This window comes from Nonomuraea maheshkhaliensis, from assembly GCF_039529435.1.
In the GTDB taxonomy this organism is placed as follows: Bacteria; Actinomycetota; Actinomycetes; order Streptosporangiales; family Streptosporangiaceae; genus Nonomuraea; species Nonomuraea maheshkhaliensis.
Genome location: NZ_BAAAMU010000006.1, coordinates 68,055 through 84,488, shown reverse-complemented (window position 1 = coordinate 84,488; position 16,434 = coordinate 68,055). Strand labels below are relative to the sequence as shown.

General features: G+C 70.2%; 16 protein-coding genes and 1 tRNA gene. 11 read left to right on the top strand and 6 right to left on the bottom strand.

The window, feature by feature from the left end:
- Positions 1-5 precede the first annotated feature (5 nt).
- Complete coding sequence (locus ABFX54_RS06355; RefSeq protein ID WP_346102199.1) at positions 6-1,325, bottom strand: glycoside hydrolase family 6 protein; 1,320 nt, start codon at positions 1,323-1,325, stop codon at positions 6-8.
- Between the two features lie 138 nt (positions 1,326-1,463).
- Positions 1,464-2,024 carry a TetR/AcrR family transcriptional regulator gene (locus ABFX54_RS06350; RefSeq protein ID WP_346102197.1) on the bottom strand — a complete coding sequence of 187 codons (561 nt, stop codon included), beginning with the start codon at positions 2,022-2,024 and terminating at the stop codon, positions 1,464-1,466.
- 98 nt (positions 2,025-2,122) lie between these two features.
- On the opposite strand from ABFX54_RS06350, the gene ABFX54_RS06345 reads away from it, so the two are divergent.
- From ABFX54_RS06345 to ABFX54_RS06320, 6 genes are read left to right on the top strand one after another with little or no spacing between them, the layout of a single operon-like run.
- The gene (locus ABFX54_RS06345) at positions 2,123-3,931 is read left to right on the top strand and encodes an MDR family MFS transporter (RefSeq protein ID WP_428834502.1); all 1,809 of its coding nucleotides are present in this window, start codon (positions 2,123-2,125) and stop codon (positions 3,929-3,931) included.
- A complete protein-coding gene (locus ABFX54_RS06340; RefSeq protein ID WP_346102193.1) occupies positions 3,928-4,359 on the top strand; it encodes a hypothetical protein in 432 nt (143 codons plus the stop codon). Before ABFX54_RS06345 ends, ABFX54_RS06340 begins: the two co-directional genes overlap by 4 nt.
- The gene (locus tag ABFX54_RS06335) at positions 4,356-4,592 is read left to right on the top strand and encodes a hypothetical protein (protein WP_346102191.1); all 237 of its coding nucleotides are present in this window, start codon (positions 4,356-4,358) and stop codon (positions 4,590-4,592) included. Before ABFX54_RS06340 ends, ABFX54_RS06335 begins: the two co-directional genes overlap by 4 nt.
- A gap of 13 nt (positions 4,593-4,605) precedes the next feature.
- Positions 4,606-5,082, top strand: coding sequence for a universal stress protein (locus ABFX54_RS06330; protein WP_346102189.1), 477 nt, complete (start codon positions 4,606-4,608; stop codon positions 5,080-5,082).
- 29 nt (positions 5,083-5,111) lie between these two features.
- Complete coding sequence (locus ABFX54_RS06325) at positions 5,112-5,855, top strand: M15 family metallopeptidase (RefSeq protein ID WP_346102187.1); 744 nt, start codon at positions 5,112-5,114, stop codon at positions 5,853-5,855.
- A gap of 12 nt (positions 5,856-5,867) precedes the next feature.
- The gene (locus tag ABFX54_RS06320) at positions 5,868-6,713 is read left to right on the top strand and encodes an NUDIX domain-containing protein (protein ID WP_346102186.1); all 846 of its coding nucleotides are present in this window, start codon (positions 5,868-5,870) and stop codon (positions 6,711-6,713) included.
- Positions 6,714-6,797: 84 nt separating this feature from the next.
- Here ABFX54_RS06320 and ABFX54_RS06315 read toward each other — a convergent pair whose 3' ends face one another.
- Positions 6,798-7,124, bottom strand: coding sequence for an STAS domain-containing protein (locus ABFX54_RS06315; RefSeq protein ID WP_346102184.1), 327 nt, complete (start codon positions 7,122-7,124; stop codon positions 6,798-6,800).
- 51 nt (positions 7,125-7,175) lie between these two features.
- Here ABFX54_RS06315 and ABFX54_RS06310 point away from each other — a divergent pair.
- A tRNA-Ser gene (locus ABFX54_RS06310) sits at positions 7,176-7,262 on the top strand.
- A 1-nt stretch (position 7,263) separates the two neighbouring features.
- On the opposite strand, the gene ABFX54_RS06305 is transcribed toward ABFX54_RS06310, so the two are convergent.
- On the bottom strand, positions 7,264-9,702 hold the full coding sequence (locus ABFX54_RS06305) for a nucleotide-binding protein (RefSeq protein WP_346102182.1): 2,439 nt from the start codon (positions 9,700-9,702) through the stop codon (positions 7,264-7,266).
- A 114-nt stretch (positions 9,703-9,816) separates the two neighbouring features.
- Between ABFX54_RS06305 and ABFX54_RS06300 the strand changes: the two genes are divergently transcribed.
- Both ABFX54_RS06300 and ABFX54_RS06295 read left to right on the top strand, forming a co-directional pair.
- Positions 9,817-10,773, top strand: coding sequence for an NAD(P)H-quinone oxidoreductase (locus ABFX54_RS06300; protein ID WP_346102180.1), 957 nt, complete (start codon positions 9,817-9,819; stop codon positions 10,771-10,773).
- Between the two features lie 5 nt (positions 10,774-10,778).
- A complete protein-coding gene (locus ABFX54_RS06295; RefSeq protein WP_106247429.1) occupies positions 10,779-11,300 on the top strand; it encodes a bacterial proteasome activator family protein in 522 nt (173 codons plus the stop codon).
- 75 nt (positions 11,301-11,375) lie between these two features.
- On the opposite strand, the gene ABFX54_RS06290 is transcribed toward ABFX54_RS06295, so the two are convergent.
- Entirely contained in the window at positions 11,376-12,146 is a 771-nt protein-coding gene (locus ABFX54_RS06290; protein WP_346102178.1) for an HAD family hydrolase, read from the bottom strand.
- A 250-nt stretch (positions 12,147-12,396) separates the two neighbouring features.
- Here ABFX54_RS06290 and ABFX54_RS06285 point away from each other — a divergent pair, with 250 nt between their 5' ends.
- Positions 12,397-12,600 carry a cold-shock protein gene (locus ABFX54_RS06285; protein WP_080043977.1) on the top strand — a complete coding sequence of 68 codons (204 nt, stop codon included), beginning with the start codon at positions 12,397-12,399 and terminating at the stop codon, positions 12,598-12,600.
- Between the two features lie 646 nt (positions 12,601-13,246).
- A complete protein-coding gene (locus ABFX54_RS06280) occupies positions 13,247-14,569 on the top strand; it encodes a beta propeller repeat protein (RefSeq protein ID WP_346102176.1) in 1,323 nt (440 codons plus the stop codon).
- A 242-nt stretch (positions 14,570-14,811) separates the two neighbouring features.
- Here ABFX54_RS06280 and serS read toward each other — a convergent pair whose 3' ends face one another.
- A complete protein-coding gene (gene serS, locus ABFX54_RS06275) occupies positions 14,812-16,074 on the bottom strand; it encodes a serine--tRNA ligase (RefSeq protein WP_346102174.1) in 1,263 nt (420 codons plus the stop codon).
- Between the last annotated feature and the right edge of the window lie 360 nt (positions 16,075-16,434).

Genomic DNA, 16,434 nt, shown 5'->3' with positions numbered 1-16,434 from the left:
GGCGTTCAGGAGGCGGTGCAGGAGAGCGCGGCGGGGGTGCCGTTCTGTCCGGAGTGTCCGCCGAGGAAGCCGAACGTGGCCGTCGCGCCGGCGCCGACCGCGCCGTTCCAGTCGAGGTTGGTGACGGTGACGGAGCCGCCGCCCGTCGACAGGTTGCCGTTCCAGAGCTGGGAGATCGTCTGGTTGTTCGGGAACGTCCAGCCGACCCGCCAGCCGTTCAGCGACGACGTGCCGGTGTTCCGCACGGTGACCTCGGCCTGGAAGCCGTTGTTCCACTGACTGGTCACTCTGTACGTCGCCGTGCACCCGCCGGGTCCGCCGGTCGGGGTCACGGTGGGCGTCACCGTCGGGGTGACGGTGGGCTGCGGTGCGGCGACGGCCAGGTCGTACGCCCGCTGCGGCACGAACTGCCCCGCCTGCGCGATGCACCCGTCGGCCTCACCGGGCGGCTTGACCCACAGGTAGGCGGCGATCGCGGAGTCGCCCGTGTCCGTGGTGCTCCAGGTGCCCGTGGCGCGGCCGGCCGGGTCGCACCACTCGCTGCCGGCGGGGCCGTTGCCGTTGCGGCTGGTGTCGATGACCGCCTTGAGCCGGGAGACGCCGGTCGCCGCGATGATGTTCTTCGCGTACGACACCAGCCCCGCCGTGGCCCGGTAGTTCGAGGTGTTGACCGCGATGCCGTCGGCGCTGTTGGCCACGTCCGCTCCGGTCAGCCGGGAGGCGGCCTCCGAGGGTGACAGCCAGGCGTCGTGCCCGATGTCGAAGTACACCTTCACCTGCGACGACGTCGCCCTGAACCGCTTGCCGGCGTAGGCCATGGAGGCTTTCACCTCGGCCTGCTCGGAGGAGTTCATGCAGTTGGTCATGATCGCCAGGGCGTCGGGTTCGAGGACGACGGTGGCCGGCCGGCCGCCGAGCCCGGCCGCGATCTGGTCGATCCAGGCCCGGTAGGAGGCGTGGTCGGGCGCGCCGCCCGCGCTGGGGCCGCCGCAGTCGCGGTTCGGCATGGCGTACACGGCCATGATCGGGATCTTGCCGGCCGCCGCGGCGGCGCCGACGTAGGCGTCCACCTGGCCGCGCACGGTCGTGGGGTTGTAGGTGGCGAACCACCGGCCTTGCGGCACCGCGGCGATCCGGTCCCTGATCACTCCGGTACGGCTGTCGTTCGGGTTGGCCGCCACCCACTTGGCGGCGTTCGTCTGGGGATCCACGTAGAAAGCGGAGTCGGCGGCCTGGGCGGTGGAGGAGGAGAGGACGACCGCCCCCGCCACGGCCGAGGCGGCCGCCGCGAGGAGCACCGCCAGCACGGACCTGCTGCGAGACATGTGGATAACTCCGTCCGTCGTGTGGGAGCGCTCCCACCGGCACCCCGGATGCTAGGGAGCCGGGCTCGCCGGACAAAGACATCGGATCGCTCCTTTAGCCGTCACCGCAGGTCAGAGCCAATAAAAGGGGTGAAACTTTCACTCGGTCAGGCAGGCTTCGAAGACGGCGGTCAGCCGGTCGACGTCGGCCGGCGTGGGCTGCTCGGGGCCGACTCTGCGGCGCATGGCCCCGATGCCGAGGAAGACCGACGCGGCCATGCGGGCTCTGGACCGGGCATCGGGCCCGGAGAGCTTGGCCTCCAGCGGGATCAGCACCGCCGCGATCAGTCGCTCCCTGGCCACGGCCTGCACCTCGGGATGGCGGGCCGAGCGTTCGAGCGTGCGCAGGATCGGGCTGTCCGGCGGCTGCCGCATGCGCTCGGCCGCGTATTCGGCCAGCCGCCTGGGCAGCCCCCGCTCGTCGCCCTCGAACAGGGCACTGAAGGCCGGCTCGCCCTCAAGGACCGCCGCGAAGAGGCCGGCCTTCGAGCCGAAATACCGACCCACCAGGGCGATGTTGGCATCGGCCGCCGCCGCGATCATGCGTACGGTCACCTGCTCATAGCCCTGCTCGCCGAACAACATGCGGGCGGCCCGCAAGATCCGCTCCCGGGTGGCCTCGCGATCGCGTGGCCTGACCTCAGTCACCTGGGGACTCATGCCCGCACTCTACTCAACCCACACCCCACTAACCGTGCGGCTAGTAAACAGGCGTATACTCAAGGGGTTTATGTCTGCAAGAAGGGGATGTGGGTGTCTTGGTAGCCCAGGCGCAGGCCGCATCTCCCGCGAAGCGGCACTATTCCCACCGCGAGATCCTCGAGATCATGTCCGGGCTCATGCTCGCGATGCTCACGTCGATGATCTCGACCTCTGTGGTGGGCACCGCGCTGCCGACGATCGTGGGGGAACTAGGCGGTCAGGACCAGTACTCATGGGTCGCGAGCGCGACCATGCTGACGATGACGGTGTCCACGCCGTTGTGGGGCAAGCTGTCGGACGTCTTCGGACGCAAGCTGCTGTTCCAGACCGCGCTGGGGCTGTTCGTCGCGGCCTCGCTGGTGGCCGGCCTGTCGCAGAACATCGGACAGCTCATCGCGGCGCGGGCCATCCAGGGCCTGGGTGTGGGCGGATTGTCGGCCTTGTCGCAGGTGATCCTGGGGGACATCGTCTCCCCCAGGGAGCGCGGCCGCTACTCCGGCTACATGGGCGCCGTCTTCGGCATCTCCACGGTCGCGGGCCCGCTGCTGGGCGGATTCATCGTGGACGCCGACTGGCTGGGCTGGCGCTGGTGCTTCTACGTGGTGGTGCCGTTCGCGGTGGTGGCCTTCGCGGTCATCCAGAAGGTGCTGAAGCTGGAGCGGATCAAGCGCAGCACGTCGATCGACATCTGGGGCGCCACGACGATCACGGCGAGCGCGAGCGCGCTCATGCTGCTGCTGACGCTCGGCGGCGTCGAGTTCGAGTGGAACTCGTTCTGGACCTACGCCCTGTCCGCGATCGCGCTGCTCATGCTGGCCCTGGCGGTGCTGTCGGAGCGCACCGCGCGTAACCCGATCCTGCCGCCGCGGCTGTTCCGCAACCCGACGTTCGTGCTCACCAGCCTGGCCTCGCTGTTCGTCGGCATGGCGATGTTCGGCGCGATGATCTATCTGCCGCAGTACCTGCAGATCGTCAAGGGGCTCAGCCCGACGAACTCGGGCCTGATGACCCTGCCCATGGTGATGGCGCTGTTCCTGTCGGGCGTGATCTCCGGCAAGATCGTCACCCAGACCGGCAGGTGGAAGATCTTCCCGGTCATGGGCCTGCTCACCGTGGCGGCCGGCCTGTTCCTGCTGTCCAGGCTGCACGTCGACTCCAGCGAGTGGCTCATCGGGGTCGACGTGGCGGTGCTGGGCACCGGTCTCGGCCTGTCCATGCAGATGCTCATCCTGGCCGCGCAGAACGGCTCCGAGCTGCGCGACATGGCCGCGACCACGTCGGGCGTGTCGTTCTTCAGGTCGCTGGGCGGCGCCGTCGGCGTCTCCGCGTTCGGCGCGATCCTGACCGGCCGGCTCAAGGACGAGATAACCGAGATGCTGCGGGCCGCGCACATCTCGCTGCCGGGCGGCGGGGACGTCAAGCTCGGCAGCCCCGACGCCATCCAGCTGTTGCCCACGCCGATCAAGAACATCGTGCTGGAGTCGTTCACCCGCGGCCTGGAGACCGTGTTCCTGGTGGGCGTGCCCATCGCCCTGCTCGGGTTCCTGGCCACGCTCTTCCTCAAGGAACTGCCGCTGCGGGGCGCGAGCTTGCCGCCCGAGCCCGCGGCCAAGCCGCTCAGCAAGGACGACCTGGTCCTGGCAGGCCTGCTGCTCGAACTCATCTCCCAGCGCATCGAACGGGTGAACGGCGAGCGCTCGGCGCTGCTGAGCGCGGTCGCCAGGCTGGCGCCACCCGACGAGCGCTCCGAGCGCGAACGGGCCAGGGCGGTCGTGCACGACGTGCTGCGGCCCACCTCGCGCACCCTGATCGCGCAGGCCACGCCGCCACAGAAGGACCTCGTAACAGGAGGAATCTCGCAATGATTCGCAAGTTCGTGGGCGCCGTCGCCGCGGCCCTGGCCGTGCTGGCCGGGCTGTGGCTGATGATCGCGCCCTTCGCCCTCGGCAGCCAGCCGGAGGACGCCGACTGGACGAACGCCACCCAGTCCGAGTTCTTCACCGGGCTCGGCGTGGCGGTCGTGGGACTGGTCGGCGCCGTCGCCTTCGTGCTGGCCATCCGCGAGGAGCTCGTACTGCGCGGGCTGGTGGAGCCCAAGCCGCGCAAGGCCGAGCCTGAGCCCGAGCCGGTGCCGGTCCCCGCGCCGCAGGCGTCCTCGGCGGAGCTGGCCAGCCTGCTGGCACCGCTCGTCGAGGCGCTGCGTGAGGACCTGAACACCGGATCCCGTCCCGGCGGTGGCGAGCACCGGCAGAACGGCAAGACGTCCCTCGTTGGAGTGGAGGAGAACCGATGACGGCGAAGCTGGGCGTGTCCGCCCTCGTCCTGCTGTTCCTCGGCGGTCTGTGGCTGGTCGCCGCGCCGTTCGCGGTCGGCTACCAGCCCCGCGGCGCGACCTACGCGGACGCGACGGTCAACGACCTGTGGCTCGGCGGCGGGATCGCCGCGGTGTCGTTCGTGACCCTCGTCGTCTACGCCGCCGACGCCCTGCGCGAGCTGGCCTCGCGCGGCAGGCACGCCGAGTCCTGACGCGAGACATGCCGTGTTCGGCAGTGGCGCAGATCCTCGGTGGGAGCCGCTGGAAGGCGAGCTCCCCGAAGGGCGCTTCGAGATCGGCAAGGACGGCGCCGGCCTGCTCGTCGTGGGCTTCGACGGATCGGGCCCGAGCCGCAACGCACTCGCGTACGCGGCCGGGCTCGCCCGCAGGGACGACGCCGCGCTGCTCATCGCCTTCGTCGAGTCGCTCAACACCATCCCCCTCTGGTTCTGGGCCGGGTCGCCGATCATCCCCGACTCGGCCTGCGACCTGACCGAGGAGCTCAGGGACGAGCTGCGCGGCGCCGGGGTGCCGTGGCAGTTCGTCAGCGTGCGGGGTGACGCGGCGCGCGAGCTGGAGACGCTGGCCAGCGCGTACCGGGCCGACGCGATCGTCGTGGGGCGCTCGCGCAGGTCGTGGCTGGGCTCGGTTTCCTCCGGGCTGGCGAAGCGGGCTCGCCGTACTGTGCTGATAGTGCCCTGACCAGGGCGGATGTCGCATATGGTGGCGAGATGAAACGTGCTGCCGCCATGGCGTTCGTGGTGCTCGCGTCCGTTTCGTGCGGCGCGGGAGAGCCGGTCGCCTCGCCCGCGACCTCGGATTCCGTCCACGAGACGCCCGAATCACCCATGTCCGTGCCCGCCTCCGCCGGGCAGAAGCCCACTCCGGCCCCCAGCCCGACCGGGCCGCCGCCGTTCAGCGCGAACGTCTCGCGGGTCGCGCGCGACCAGCTCCCGTACTCCTGGCGTCCCGGCTGCCCGGTCCACTACCGGGACCTGCGGCTGGTCACGCTGACGTACTGGGGGTTCGACGACAAACCGCACACCGGGCAGCTGGTCGTGCGCAAGACGGTGACCAGCGACATCGTGACGGTCTTCAAGAGGTTGTACGGGTGGCGCTGGCCCATCAAGCAGATGAAGCTGGTGGACGCGTACAAGGGCGACGACTACGACTCGATCGACGCCGACAACACCTCGGCCTTCAACTGCCGCCCGGCGACCGGGTCGAGCAACTGGTCGAATCACGCCTATGGGGAAGCGATAGACATCAATCCCCGCGAGAACCCATATGTCACCGCAAGTGGCAGCACGGCCCACCAGAATGCGAAAAAGTTCGCTAAACGGCCTGTAAGCGGTAAAGGTGTAGTAAACCCTGGTGACAAGGTTGTCAAGGCCTTCTCCCGCGTCGGCTGGGAGTGGGGCGGCTACTGGTCGGGCACCAAGGACTACCAGCATTTCTCCAAGGGTGGAGGCTGAGACAATCCCCTCATGGCGGCTAAGGACGGCGACGGCTGGACCGAGTGCGCGCAAGGCCATCAGCACTGGGGCGTTCATGGCGCCTCCGGGCTGCTGGTCGTGCACCATGACGAGCTCGGCGTGCCGTACGTGCTCATGCAGAAGCGCGCGTTGTGGAGTCACCACGGCGGCACGTGGGGGTTGCCTGGCGGCGCCCGCGACAGCCACGAGGACGCCGTCACCAGCGCGCTGCGCGAGGCCCGCGAGGAGGCGGCGCTCGGCGGCGAAGGGCTGCGCGTGCAGGGGGTCTACCTCGACGACCACGGCGGCTGGACGTTCGAAACGGTGATCGCCGCCTCGGCCGAGCTGCTGGCCGCCGCGCCGGCCAACGGCGAGAGCACCGAGCTGCGCTGGCTGGCGCTGCCCGAGATCGCCGAGCGTGAGCTCCATCCCGGCTTCGCCGCCACGTGGAGTGACATCCAGGGCGCGATCAGTCCCGAGACCCTGGTGCTCGACGTGGCCAACATCGTCGGGGCGCGGGCCGAGCGCGGCTGGTGGAACGACCGGCTGGGGGCGGCGACGCGGCTGCTGAACGACGTGTCGGGGCTGCGGCTGACGCATCCGGTGCTGGCGCAGTGGTATCCGCGGATGGTGGCGGTCGTGGAGGGGGCGGCCCGTGAGGCTCCTGCCGTACCGGGGATCCAGGTGGTGGCGGCTACGGGGAGCGGCGATGACGCCATCGTGGAGGTCGTGCGTCAGGCCAAGCCGTGGGAGCGGGTGCTCGTCGTGACGGCGGACCGGGGGCTGAAGGAGCGGGTCGGGGAGCTGGGCGCGGAAACCGTGGGCCCCAAGTGGCTGCTCTCGCAGCTCAGCGGCTGAGCTCGCGCCCGTCGTACGGGCTCGCGCGGTTCTTCGTGGGGTCCTCGCTTCGTGCGGTCTTCGTGCGGTCAGGTCTCCGGCGGGTCAGAGTTCTGCCGGGACCACGCGGTCGAAGGCGGCCTTGAGCCCTGTGACGTCGAGCACCCGTTGTAAGACACCGTGCACGCCGACGAGGCCCAGGCTTCCGGCGTGCGCGGAGATCCTGCGCTGGTGCTCGACCAGCACCCACAGGCCGCTGGAGTCGCAGAACTCCAGCTCGGCCGCGTCGATCACGATCTCCACGCGCCCCTCGGTGAACAGCGTCACCAGGCAGTCCTTCAGCAGCGGAGCCGTGAGCTTGTCGAGATCACCGCTCAGGCGCACGAGCGCTCGGCAGGCGCCGCGCTGCACCTCGACGTTGAGATCCGCCACCACCTGAACGTACACCCCTGCCACCACAGCCGCTATCGTGGTTTCCGCACGGGAGGGTTCGCATAGTGGACGAGTGCAGCCGCCTTGAAAGCGGCCAGGTCAGCGATGGCCTCGTGGGTTCGAATCCCACACCCTCCGCTCACTCGCGGGTCCCCGCGAAGGCGTCGCCCACGCTGGCGGCGAGCTGTAGGTAAGCCTCCCTCGTCGCATCCTGGAGCCGGTCCAGGTCGATCTCCGCGCCCTCCTCCAGATGCGGGTCGTAGGGCACCCTGATCACCGCGCGGCACCGGGCGGCGAAGTGGGCCTCCAGCTTCCTGATGTCGACGGCGGACTTCGACCTGGGCCTGACGCTGCACAGCACCACGGTGGCGTTCTTGACCAGGTCGGCGTAGTGGTGGGCCTCCAGCCAGTCGAGCGTCGCCGAGGCCGCCCTGGCGCCGTCGACCGACGGGGAGCTGACCAGCACGATCTGGTCGGCCAGCCCGAGCACGCCGCCCATGGCGGAGTGGAGCAGGCCGGTGCCGCAGTCGGTGATGCAGATCGAGTAGAAGTTCTCCAGGACCTGGGAGACGTCCTGGTAGTCGGAGCCGCTGAACGCCTCGGAGACCGCGGGGTCACGGTCGGAGGCCAGCACCTCAAGCCGCGAGGGCGCCTGCGAGGTGAACGCCCTGATGTCGACGTACCGCTTGACCTGGTCACGCTCGTTGAGCAGGTCACGCACGGTGGCCGAGGTCTCCAGGACGAGCTTGTCGGACAGCGTCCCCCGGTCGGGGTTGGCGTCGACCGCGATGACGCGGTCACCGCGTACGGAGGCCAGCGTGGCGCCGAGGCCGACGGTGGTCGTGGTCTTGCCCACGCCGCCCTTCAGGCTCAGCACGGCCACCCGGTGGTGCCCGGCCGTCACCGGGGTGCGGGCCCTGGTGACCAGCTCGCGGCGGCGGCGCACCTCCGGCGGCTCGCCCGGCTTGATCCAGCCGCCGGACGCCTTGTAGACGATGCGGCGCCAGCCCTTGGAGGGCGCGTTACGCCGTCCGCGTAGCAGGGACTCCGGGTCGAGGCTCTCCGCCGTCGGACGTCCGGTGACCGGTGGCCTGGGCGGGGCGGTGAAGACGGGGATGGGGGCCGGGCGCCGGCGGGGCTGGGTCGGGGGCGGGATCTCGCGTTCGGCGGGCCGCCATTCCTGCTGGTCGGCCCACTGCGGCTGGTCGGCCCACTGGGGGCGCTCGGACGGCTCGCTCCTGGCCGGGTTGTCGGGCTGTTGCGCCCGCCGCGAACGGCGCGGCTCACCCCGCTGAGAACCCTGCGGCTCCTCACCCCGCTGAGAACCCTGCGGCTCCTCGCGCCGCGATCGCTGCGGCTCGTCCCATGGGGAACGCTGTGGCTCGTCCCACGGAGAGCCCTGGGGCTCCTCCCGCTGGGGACGTGCCTCGTCGCCGGCGGAACGCTCGTCGTCCCGCTGCGGACGCTCATCCTGCCGCGCCCGCTCGTCATCCTGCCGGGAACGATCCCGGGACCACGCGGGGTGTTCGCCGGACCACGCGGACGGCTCATCGGACCACGTGAGCCGCTGCTCGTCGCCCCACTTGGCGGGCTGCTCCGTGCTCCACGACAGCCGCTCGGGCTCCGCGGCCTCGTCACGCGACGGCTCCTGGGACCCGTGGAGCGGCGTCCGCAGCGACGGAGACGACTCCTGGGAGCGCGGCTCGGGCTCGCCCCACTGCGGGCGCTCGCTCCGAGGCAGCGTCTCGGACGACTCGGCCCACGGCGGCCGCTCTGCGGACGACGGCGCCTCCGCCGTACCCGCTGCTGCGCCCGGCTCCTCGTCGCGTTGTTCCTGGGCCCATGACGGGGCCTCGTTGCGCGGCTGGGTGTCCGCCCACGGGGACTTGGCCTCCGTGACGGCCGGCTCGTCGCGTACGGACTCGGCTTGAACGGGCTCGGCAGAAGCGGCCTCGGCACCCACCGGCTCAGCACCCGCCGGCTCGTCGTCCGCGGGCTCCTTGACGGCCTCGGGACGCCGCGTCTCCTCGCTCTCCGTGGACTCCCGCGCCCAATCGGGGATGTGCGGCCACGGCTCGTCCTGCGCCGCCTCGGCCCTGCTCCCCGTCGTCCCCGTCGTCCCCGTCGTCCCCGTCGTCTCGGTGCTGCTCCCGGCCGCCTCGGGCTTGCTCGCGGCCGGCTGCGGCGGCGTGAGCGGCAGCGAGAAGGCGTCGGTGTCGTCGGGGCGCGGCAGCGGCTTCAGCGGCGCGTGGAAGGGATCCTCGACGCTCGGGGCGGGCTTGTCCTGAAGCGCGGCCCGGTCGAGCCACTGGGTGGCCTCGCTCTCCGCCTGCGGAAGGTCCTCGGCGGCCTCGGGGCCGTACACGGAGTCGACCGCCGCGCGGAACAGCGGCGGCGTCGGCGTGTCGTGCTGCTGCGGCACGTGCAGCCAGGGGTCCTTGGGGTACGGCGAAGCGACCGGCTCGTCGGCGACGGCGGCCGAGGCGCTGACCGGAACGGGCGCCTCCTCCGTCTCCTTGATCGCGTCGAGCCAGGCCAGCTGTTCCTCGAGAGATTCTTCTCGATCGTGTCTTGCCACCGTGTTCCCCCTCGGGTGGGTCTAAAGGGGCAGCAAATACATTGCAGGTTAACGCCACATGCTCCGGCACAGCCCGGCAACCCAGAACTTCTTTGCCCGGCTACCGTGGTTCGCATGCGAGCCATTGAGATCGTCAAGCCGGGAGGGCCGGAGGTCCTGGAGTGGCACGAGGTGCCGGAGCCGAGCGTCGAGCGGGGCGACGTGCTCATCGACACGACCGCCTCGGCGGTGAATCGGGCCGATGTCCTGCAGCGGCAGGGATTCTACGACCCTCCTCCCGGCTCCTCACCGTACCCGGGGCTGGAGGTCTCGGGCGTGGTGACCGAGGTCGGGGCGGACGTGGAGCAGTTCAAGCCGGGGGACGAGGTGTGCGCGCTGCTCGGGGGCGGCGGTTACGCCGAGCGCGTAGCCGTACCGTGGCAGCAGGTCATGCCCGTGCCCGAAGGGGTGCCGCTGCACGCGGCCGCCGGGCTGCCTGAGGTGGCGTGCACGGTCTGGTCGAACGTGTTCATGCTCGGACGGCTGCGCAGGGGCGAGACGCTGCTCGTGCACGGCGGCGCCAGCGGCATCGGCAGCTTCGCGATCCAGCTCGCCAAGGCGCTCGGCTCGTACGTCGTCACCACGGTCGGCTCGGCCGCCAAGGCCGAGCGCGTCAGGGAGCTCGGCGCCGACGAGGTGATCAACTACCGCGAGGAGGACTTCGCGGACAAGGTTCACGCCGACGTCATCCTCGACATCATGGGCGCGAAATACCTGGCCGGAAACGTGCGCGCGCTCAAGACCGGCGGCCGGCTGGTGATCATCGGGTTGCAGGGCGGGCGCAAGGCCGAGCTCGACCTCGGCATGCTGCTCGCCAAGCGCGCCTCCGTGCACGCCACCGCGCTGCGCTCGCGTCCCGTGGACGAGAAGGGCGTCATCGTCCGCAGCGTCGTCGACAACGTCTGGCCCCTGGTCGGGGCGGGTGCCGTACGTCCGGTGATCTACGCGGAGGTGCCCATGTCGGATGCCGCCGAAGCTCACCGAATGTTGGATTCCGGGGAGCACGTCGGCAAGATCCTGCTAGTACGGTGAGTGTTATGAATGCTGAGGACAACAACACCCCCCACATCGTGGTGGTGGGTCCTGACTTCCAAGGTCAGGGCGATAGCGGCGAGGACGACCGCTCGGTCACCAACCTGGTCGAGCAGCCCGCCAAGGTGATGCGCATCGGCAGCATGATCCGCCAGCTTCTCGAGGAGGTCCGCGCGGCTCCCCTCGACGAGGCCAGCCGCAAGCGCCTGAAGGAGATCCACGAGTCCTCCATCAAGGAGCTTGAGGACGGCCTCGCGCCCGAGCTGGTCGACGAGCTGGAGCGGCTGTCACTCCCGTTCACCGACGAGAACGGCACGCCGCCGAGCGAGGCCGAGCTGCGCATCGCGCACGCCCAGTTGGTCGGATGGCTCGAAGGTCTGTTCCATGGCATCCAGACCACGCTGTTCGCGCAGCAGATGGCCGCCCGCGCCCAGTTGGAGCAGATGCGCAGGGCGCTGCCCGGCGTGCCGCAGGGCGACGACGGCGGCCCCCAGCGGCCCCACGGCGGTTCCGGCCCCTACCTGTAGCCACCGACCGCTGTGTCGCGGCCGGCTTCGTAGCGGCCGGCTTCGTAGCGGCCGGCTTCGTAGCGGCCGGCGGGGCTACGCGTAGAGCTCCTCGATCACCTTCGCGACCCCGTCGTCGTCGTTGGCCGCGGTCACGTGATCGACCGCCGCCAGCACGGCCGGGTGCGCGTTGGCGACCGCGTACGACGTGCCTGCCCAGCTCAGCATGGGCAGGTCGTTCGGCATGTCACCGAAGGCCACGGTCTGCGCAGGCTTGATCTCGTGCTGCCCGGCGAGCGCCGCCAGGGCCGTCGCCTTCGTCACGCCCAGGGCGCTCATCTCGATCAGGCCCCTCCCGCTGGAGTGCGTGGCCGTCACCAGATGCCCCACCAGTTCCTCCACCGTGACCTGAAGCTCGTCCGCGCCCATGGCCGGATGCAGGGCCAGCAGCTTGGCGCACGGGCGCGAGGTCATCGAGGCGGCGCCGACGGCTCCCGGGCGCCGGTCCCGGGCGCTCAGCAGGAAATCCGACTCATGCGCAAAACCCGCTTCATACTCGACCGAAAATACGAGATCCGACACGTTCGCTCTTAGCTGAGCGACGACTTCCTCGAGTACCTCGACCGTGATCAGGTGAGATTCCACTATCCGTTCGGTATGGAGATCGTAGATCAGCGCTCCGTTTGCACAGACGGCCAGCCCACGGTGACGTACCGCACTCGCCACACCGCCCATCCACCGGGGCGGACGCCCCGTCACGAACGCCAGCACGGCCCCGGATTCCTCGACTTTGCCGAAGGCGGCGACCGTGCGGGGAGACACGGTTCCGTCGGTGCGCAACGCGGTACCGTCGAGGTCGGTGGCCACTAGGCGCGGTGCGGGAAGGCTCTGCATAACAGGTTCCAGTTTGCCCGGTGATGCCGCCTGACAGAAATCTTCGTTGGGACGGGAACACCAACGCTCCAGAATGGTGTTAGATGTGATGGCGTTGTATTAGCTGATCCCGTAGTGAAAACCAGCATGACTTTGTCTGAGCCACCCCGGGTGCTTGCTGTACGACACACCGGGACCCACGAGGTGTGGGTCCCATAGATTCACATCCTGAGGGAGAGCTTTTATGGCTCAGGGAACCGTCAAGTGGTTCAACGCCGAGAAGGGCTTCGGCTTCATCGCCCCGGACGGCGGTGCGCCGGACGTGTTCGTGCACTTCTCCGAGATCGTCGGCAACGGCTACCGCAGCCTTGAAGACGGCCAGCGGGTCGAGTTCGAGATCACGCAGGGCCAGAAGGGGCCGCAGGCCTCACAGGTCCGAGCCCTCTAACCTGTAGCAGCGAGATAGACCGGAGTTCGCTTCCAGCGGGCTCCGGTCTTTTGCTTGTACGGCGCCGGGTCACGCTCGCGCCGGACCGACCCGCCGGTGTGAGATCGGCCCGACGATCTGGGGCCGGTTCCACTCGTATCCGGCCGATCCCGCCCCAGTCAGGCCGGTCCACCACATGGGGTTGGTCCACCCGTGTGGGGTCGGCCCCCGTGTCTGGCCGGTCCCGCCGGGGCGGCACGATCAGGCTAGCGTCCTGCCGACCAGGCCTGCACCGGGTGACCACGCAGGGGTCCAGCCAGTCCACCTGTGCGGACCGATCACGCCGGGGTCGGGGCGATCACGCTTGCCTCAGACCCGTCCCACTGGCGTCCGACCGACCCCGCCCGCGTCGGACCCGGTCCCGCTGGCGTGACGGACCGATTCCACTGGCATCGGACCGGTCACGCTCACCCTCTGCGGCCACCCCAGCGGGTGCCCCGGCGGCGTCCACCAGCCCCCTGCCGGCTGGCCCGCTCCCTGGCTGTGCTGGTGTCGGGTTGGTCACGGCTGTGACTCGACTCACGTAACCCTTGAACCACCGGACGCCCGCAGCGGTCGTCCTGATATGAGGTACGCGTGGCTGTGTCACCCCGTGACCGTTGCCGGGGTGCTCGTGCTGTTGATCAACGACCACCTGCTCAAACACACCTGGCCGGGTTTCGTCACCGGCAAGCTCAGCGACGTCGCGGGGCTCGTCGTGGCGCCGGCCCTACTGGCACTGCTGCTGCGGCGCCGGGCGGACCTGGCGGCGATCATGGTGACGGGGGTGGCCTTCGCGCTCGTGAAGACCACGGAGACGGGCGCTGAGCTCGCCTCCCAGGGTTGGACCCTCGTCGCGGGCCCTTCGCGCGTCCTGGCCGATCCTACGGACCTCCTGGCGCTGCCCGCCCTCGCCCTCGCCTGGTGGGTACGCGCCCGCAGCCTCAGCCGTCCCTCCTCATCCCGGTGGCGCATCATCGTGACGATGCCGCTGGCCCTGATCGCGGTCACCGCCACCTCCTCCGCGACGCCCCCGTTTTCGGCCGAGTCCGTCGAGGTGGATTCGGGCGGCCGGATCAGCGTGTTCACGTACGGCACAACCACGTGGATCTCCGACGACGGAGGGCTCAGCTGGTCGCAGATCACCGGCGACCACGACCCCAGGCCGGGCCAGAGCGCCCAGTGCGTGCCAGGGCAGGCCACGAGGTGCTACCAGATCATCGCCGACCGGTTGGGCGTGGAACAGTCGGACGACGGGGGACGTACGTGGCGGCCCTCCTGGGTGGTCACCGGCGACGCGCTGGAGCGGATGTCCAGGCAGTACGGGGGCCTGCCCACCGACCTGCGTTCCAAGGCCCTGGCCGTCCGGGCACGGCCCGGCGGGCACGTCGTCGTCGTGGCGAACGGCATGGACGGGCTGGCGATCCGCGACACGTCGGGCACCTGGCGCCGGATCGGCTGGCCGGGGCTCAGAACGGCCGAGGTGGACATGGATCCCGAATGGGGCGTGGCGCTCTTCCTCGCCGCCTGCGTGCTGTTCGGCGGGGTGGGGGCGGGTCTGCGCCGGTACACCCGCGCGTACACGAGCTCCGCGGTGGCCGCCTGCCTGGGCCTGCTGCTCCTGTTCAACGGCTGGCCGGTGGCACCCTGGGACGACTGGGTCCCGCTGCGGGTCCTCGGCTTCCTCGCCTTACTGACGGGCGGCGTGATCTGCGTCGTGCTGGCGGCGACAGGCCGGACACGACCCACGGCGGCGGCCGTGGGGGTGCTGGCGGCACCGCTGGTGTACGCGAGCGTCTACCTGCCGTTCGAGGGGTGGGCCCGGGGGACGCCCGAGTCGTACTCGGTCGCGGTCGCCATCGCGGCACTCCTGACCGCCGTCGTCGTACTGGCGAGCGCCGCCCTCATCAGACGCGACGCCCGCCGGCCGAAGCCCTTCCCCGACGAGTAACCGCTTCCGGACCTACCGCCCACCTCGATCCGGCCCCCGGATCCCGATCTCGCGCAGCCGGTCCCCCGGAACCGGCGACGCGAATCCGGTCTCCCGGAGTCTGCGACCGAAAACCGGTGACCGGAAGCGGTACTCGGTGGTCAACGGCCGGCGGCCCGGAGCCGGCCGCGCGGATCCAGCCGCCCTGCCCAGTCACTCGAAACAGGGCCACCCGTCACGCGCAGCCGGTCACGCGGCTTCGATCACTTGCCAGGGGTGAGGACGTCGAGCCCCACGTACGGGCGCAGCGCCTCGGGGACCACCACGGAGCCGTCGGCCTGCTGGTGGTTCTCCAGGATGGCGACGATCCAGCGGGTCGTGGCCAGCGTGCCGTTGAGGGTGGCCAGGTGCTGGGGCTTGCCGTCCTTGTCGCGATAGCGGACCGCCAGCCTGCGCGCCTGGAACTCGGTGCAGTTGGAGGTCGAGGTCAGCTCGCGGTAGCGGCCCTGGGTCGGGATCCACGCCTCGCAGTCGAACTTGCGCGCCGCCGACATGCCGAGGTCGCCCGCGGCCGTGTCGATGATCCGAAAAGGCACCTCGATCTTGGCCAGCATCTCCTTCTCCCAGTCGAGCAGGCGCTTGTGCTCCTCCTGGGCGTCCTCAGGGCGCACGTAGGAGAACATCTCGACCTTGTCGAACTGGTGGACCCGGATGATGCCCCTGGTGTCCTTGCCGTACGAGCCGGCCTCGCGCCGGAAGCACGACGACCAGCCCGCGTAACGCAGCGGCAGCTCGTCGCCACCGAGGATCTCCTGGGCGTGGTAGCCGGCCATCGACACCTCCGACGTGCCGACCAGGTAGAGGTCGTCCTCGGGGAGCCGGTAGATCTCCTTGTCGTGGGCGACGTGGAAGCCGGTGCCCTGCATGGTCTCCGGCTTGACCAGCACCGGAGTGATCATGGGGATGAACCCGGCCTCGATCGCCTGCTGCATGGCCATGTTGAGCAGGCCGAGCTGCAGCCGGGCGCCGACGCCCTTGAGGAAGAAGAACCGCGAGCCCGACACCTTGGCGCCGCGCTCCATGTCGATCGCGCCGAGCGCCTCGCCCAGCTCCAGATGGTCCTTCGGCTCGAAGTCGAACGTGCGGGGCTCGCCGTGGGTCTCAAGCACGACGTAGTCGTCCTCGCCGCCCTCCGGTGCGCCCTCCTCGACGATGTTGGGCACCGTCTGAAGCACGCCGTCCAGCTCGGCGGCCAGCTTTTCCGCCTCGGACTCGGCGGCCTTCACCTGACCCGCGAGCTCCTTGGCCCGCTGGAGCAGCGCGGCCTTCTCCTCGCCCTGCGCCTTGGAGACCGACTTGCCCATACTCTTCTGCTCGGCACGCAGAGACTCGAACGAGGTCAGCGCGGATCGGCGGCGCTCGTCGAGGTCGAGCAGCGTGTCGACGATCGAGTCGTCCTCACCGCGGGCACGCTGCGACGCCCGTAGCCGGTCGGGGTCCTCACGAAGGGTACGCAGGTCAATCACAAACAAAGGCTACCGGCGTACGGAGGCGTTCCGCCCCTGCTTTCCCACCCGCGCCACCGAACCACCCGATCCCGATCCCGCCATGGAACGACTTCTCGTGGTCGGGACCGGCTCGGGCCGGAAAGCAGCTCCGGTTGCTGGGCTGGGCTCGTGGTGAGGAGCCGGCCCTGACGGGTACCTCGCACGTGGTCCGGTGGGACGGACCGACGCCCCTGGGGCAGTCTTGTGCCGGGCAGTCGTTCAGGCCATGGCCGGCACGTGGCGAGGAGCCGGTTCGACGGCGTGCCGACGCGGAGCCACGTACCGACGCGGAGCCACGTACCGACGCGGAGCCACGTACCGACGCGGAGCCACGTACCG

What these genes read in the sequence shown, in the direction of transcription:
- ABFX54_RS06285 (WP_080043977.1), top strand. Translation starts at nt 12,397, where the DNA reads ATGGCTCAGGGAACCGTCAAGTGGTTCAACGCCGAGAAGGGCTTCGGC.
- ABFX54_RS06355 (WP_346102199.1), bottom strand. Translation starts at nt 1,325, where the DNA reads ATGTCTCGCAGCAGGTCCGTGCTGGCGGTGCTCCTCGCGGCGGCCGCC.
- ABFX54_RS06325 (WP_346102187.1), top strand. Translation starts at nt 5,112, where the DNA reads ATGAAACGTGCTGCCGCCATGGCGTTCGTGGTGCTCGCGTCCGTTTCG.
- ABFX54_RS06320 (WP_346102186.1), top strand. Translation starts at nt 5,868, where the DNA reads ATGGCGGCTAAGGACGGCGACGGCTGGACCGAGTGCGCGCAAGGCCAT.
- ABFX54_RS06300 (WP_346102180.1), top strand. Translation starts at nt 9,817, where the DNA reads ATGCGAGCCATTGAGATCGTCAAGCCGGGAGGGCCGGAGGTCCTGGAG.
- ABFX54_RS06335 (WP_346102191.1), top strand. Translation starts at nt 4,356, where the DNA reads ATGACGGCGAAGCTGGGCGTGTCCGCCCTCGTCCTGCTGTTCCTCGGC.
- ABFX54_RS06340 (WP_346102193.1), top strand. Translation starts at nt 3,928, where the DNA reads ATGATTCGCAAGTTCGTGGGCGCCGTCGCCGCGGCCCTGGCCGTGCTG.
- ABFX54_RS06295 (WP_106247429.1), top strand. Translation starts at nt 10,779, where the DNA reads ATGAATGCTGAGGACAACAACACCCCCCACATCGTGGTGGTGGGTCCT.
- ABFX54_RS06350 (WP_346102197.1), bottom strand. Translation starts at nt 2,024, where the DNA reads ATGAGTCCCCAGGTGACTGAGGTCAGGCCACGCGATCGCGAGGCCACC.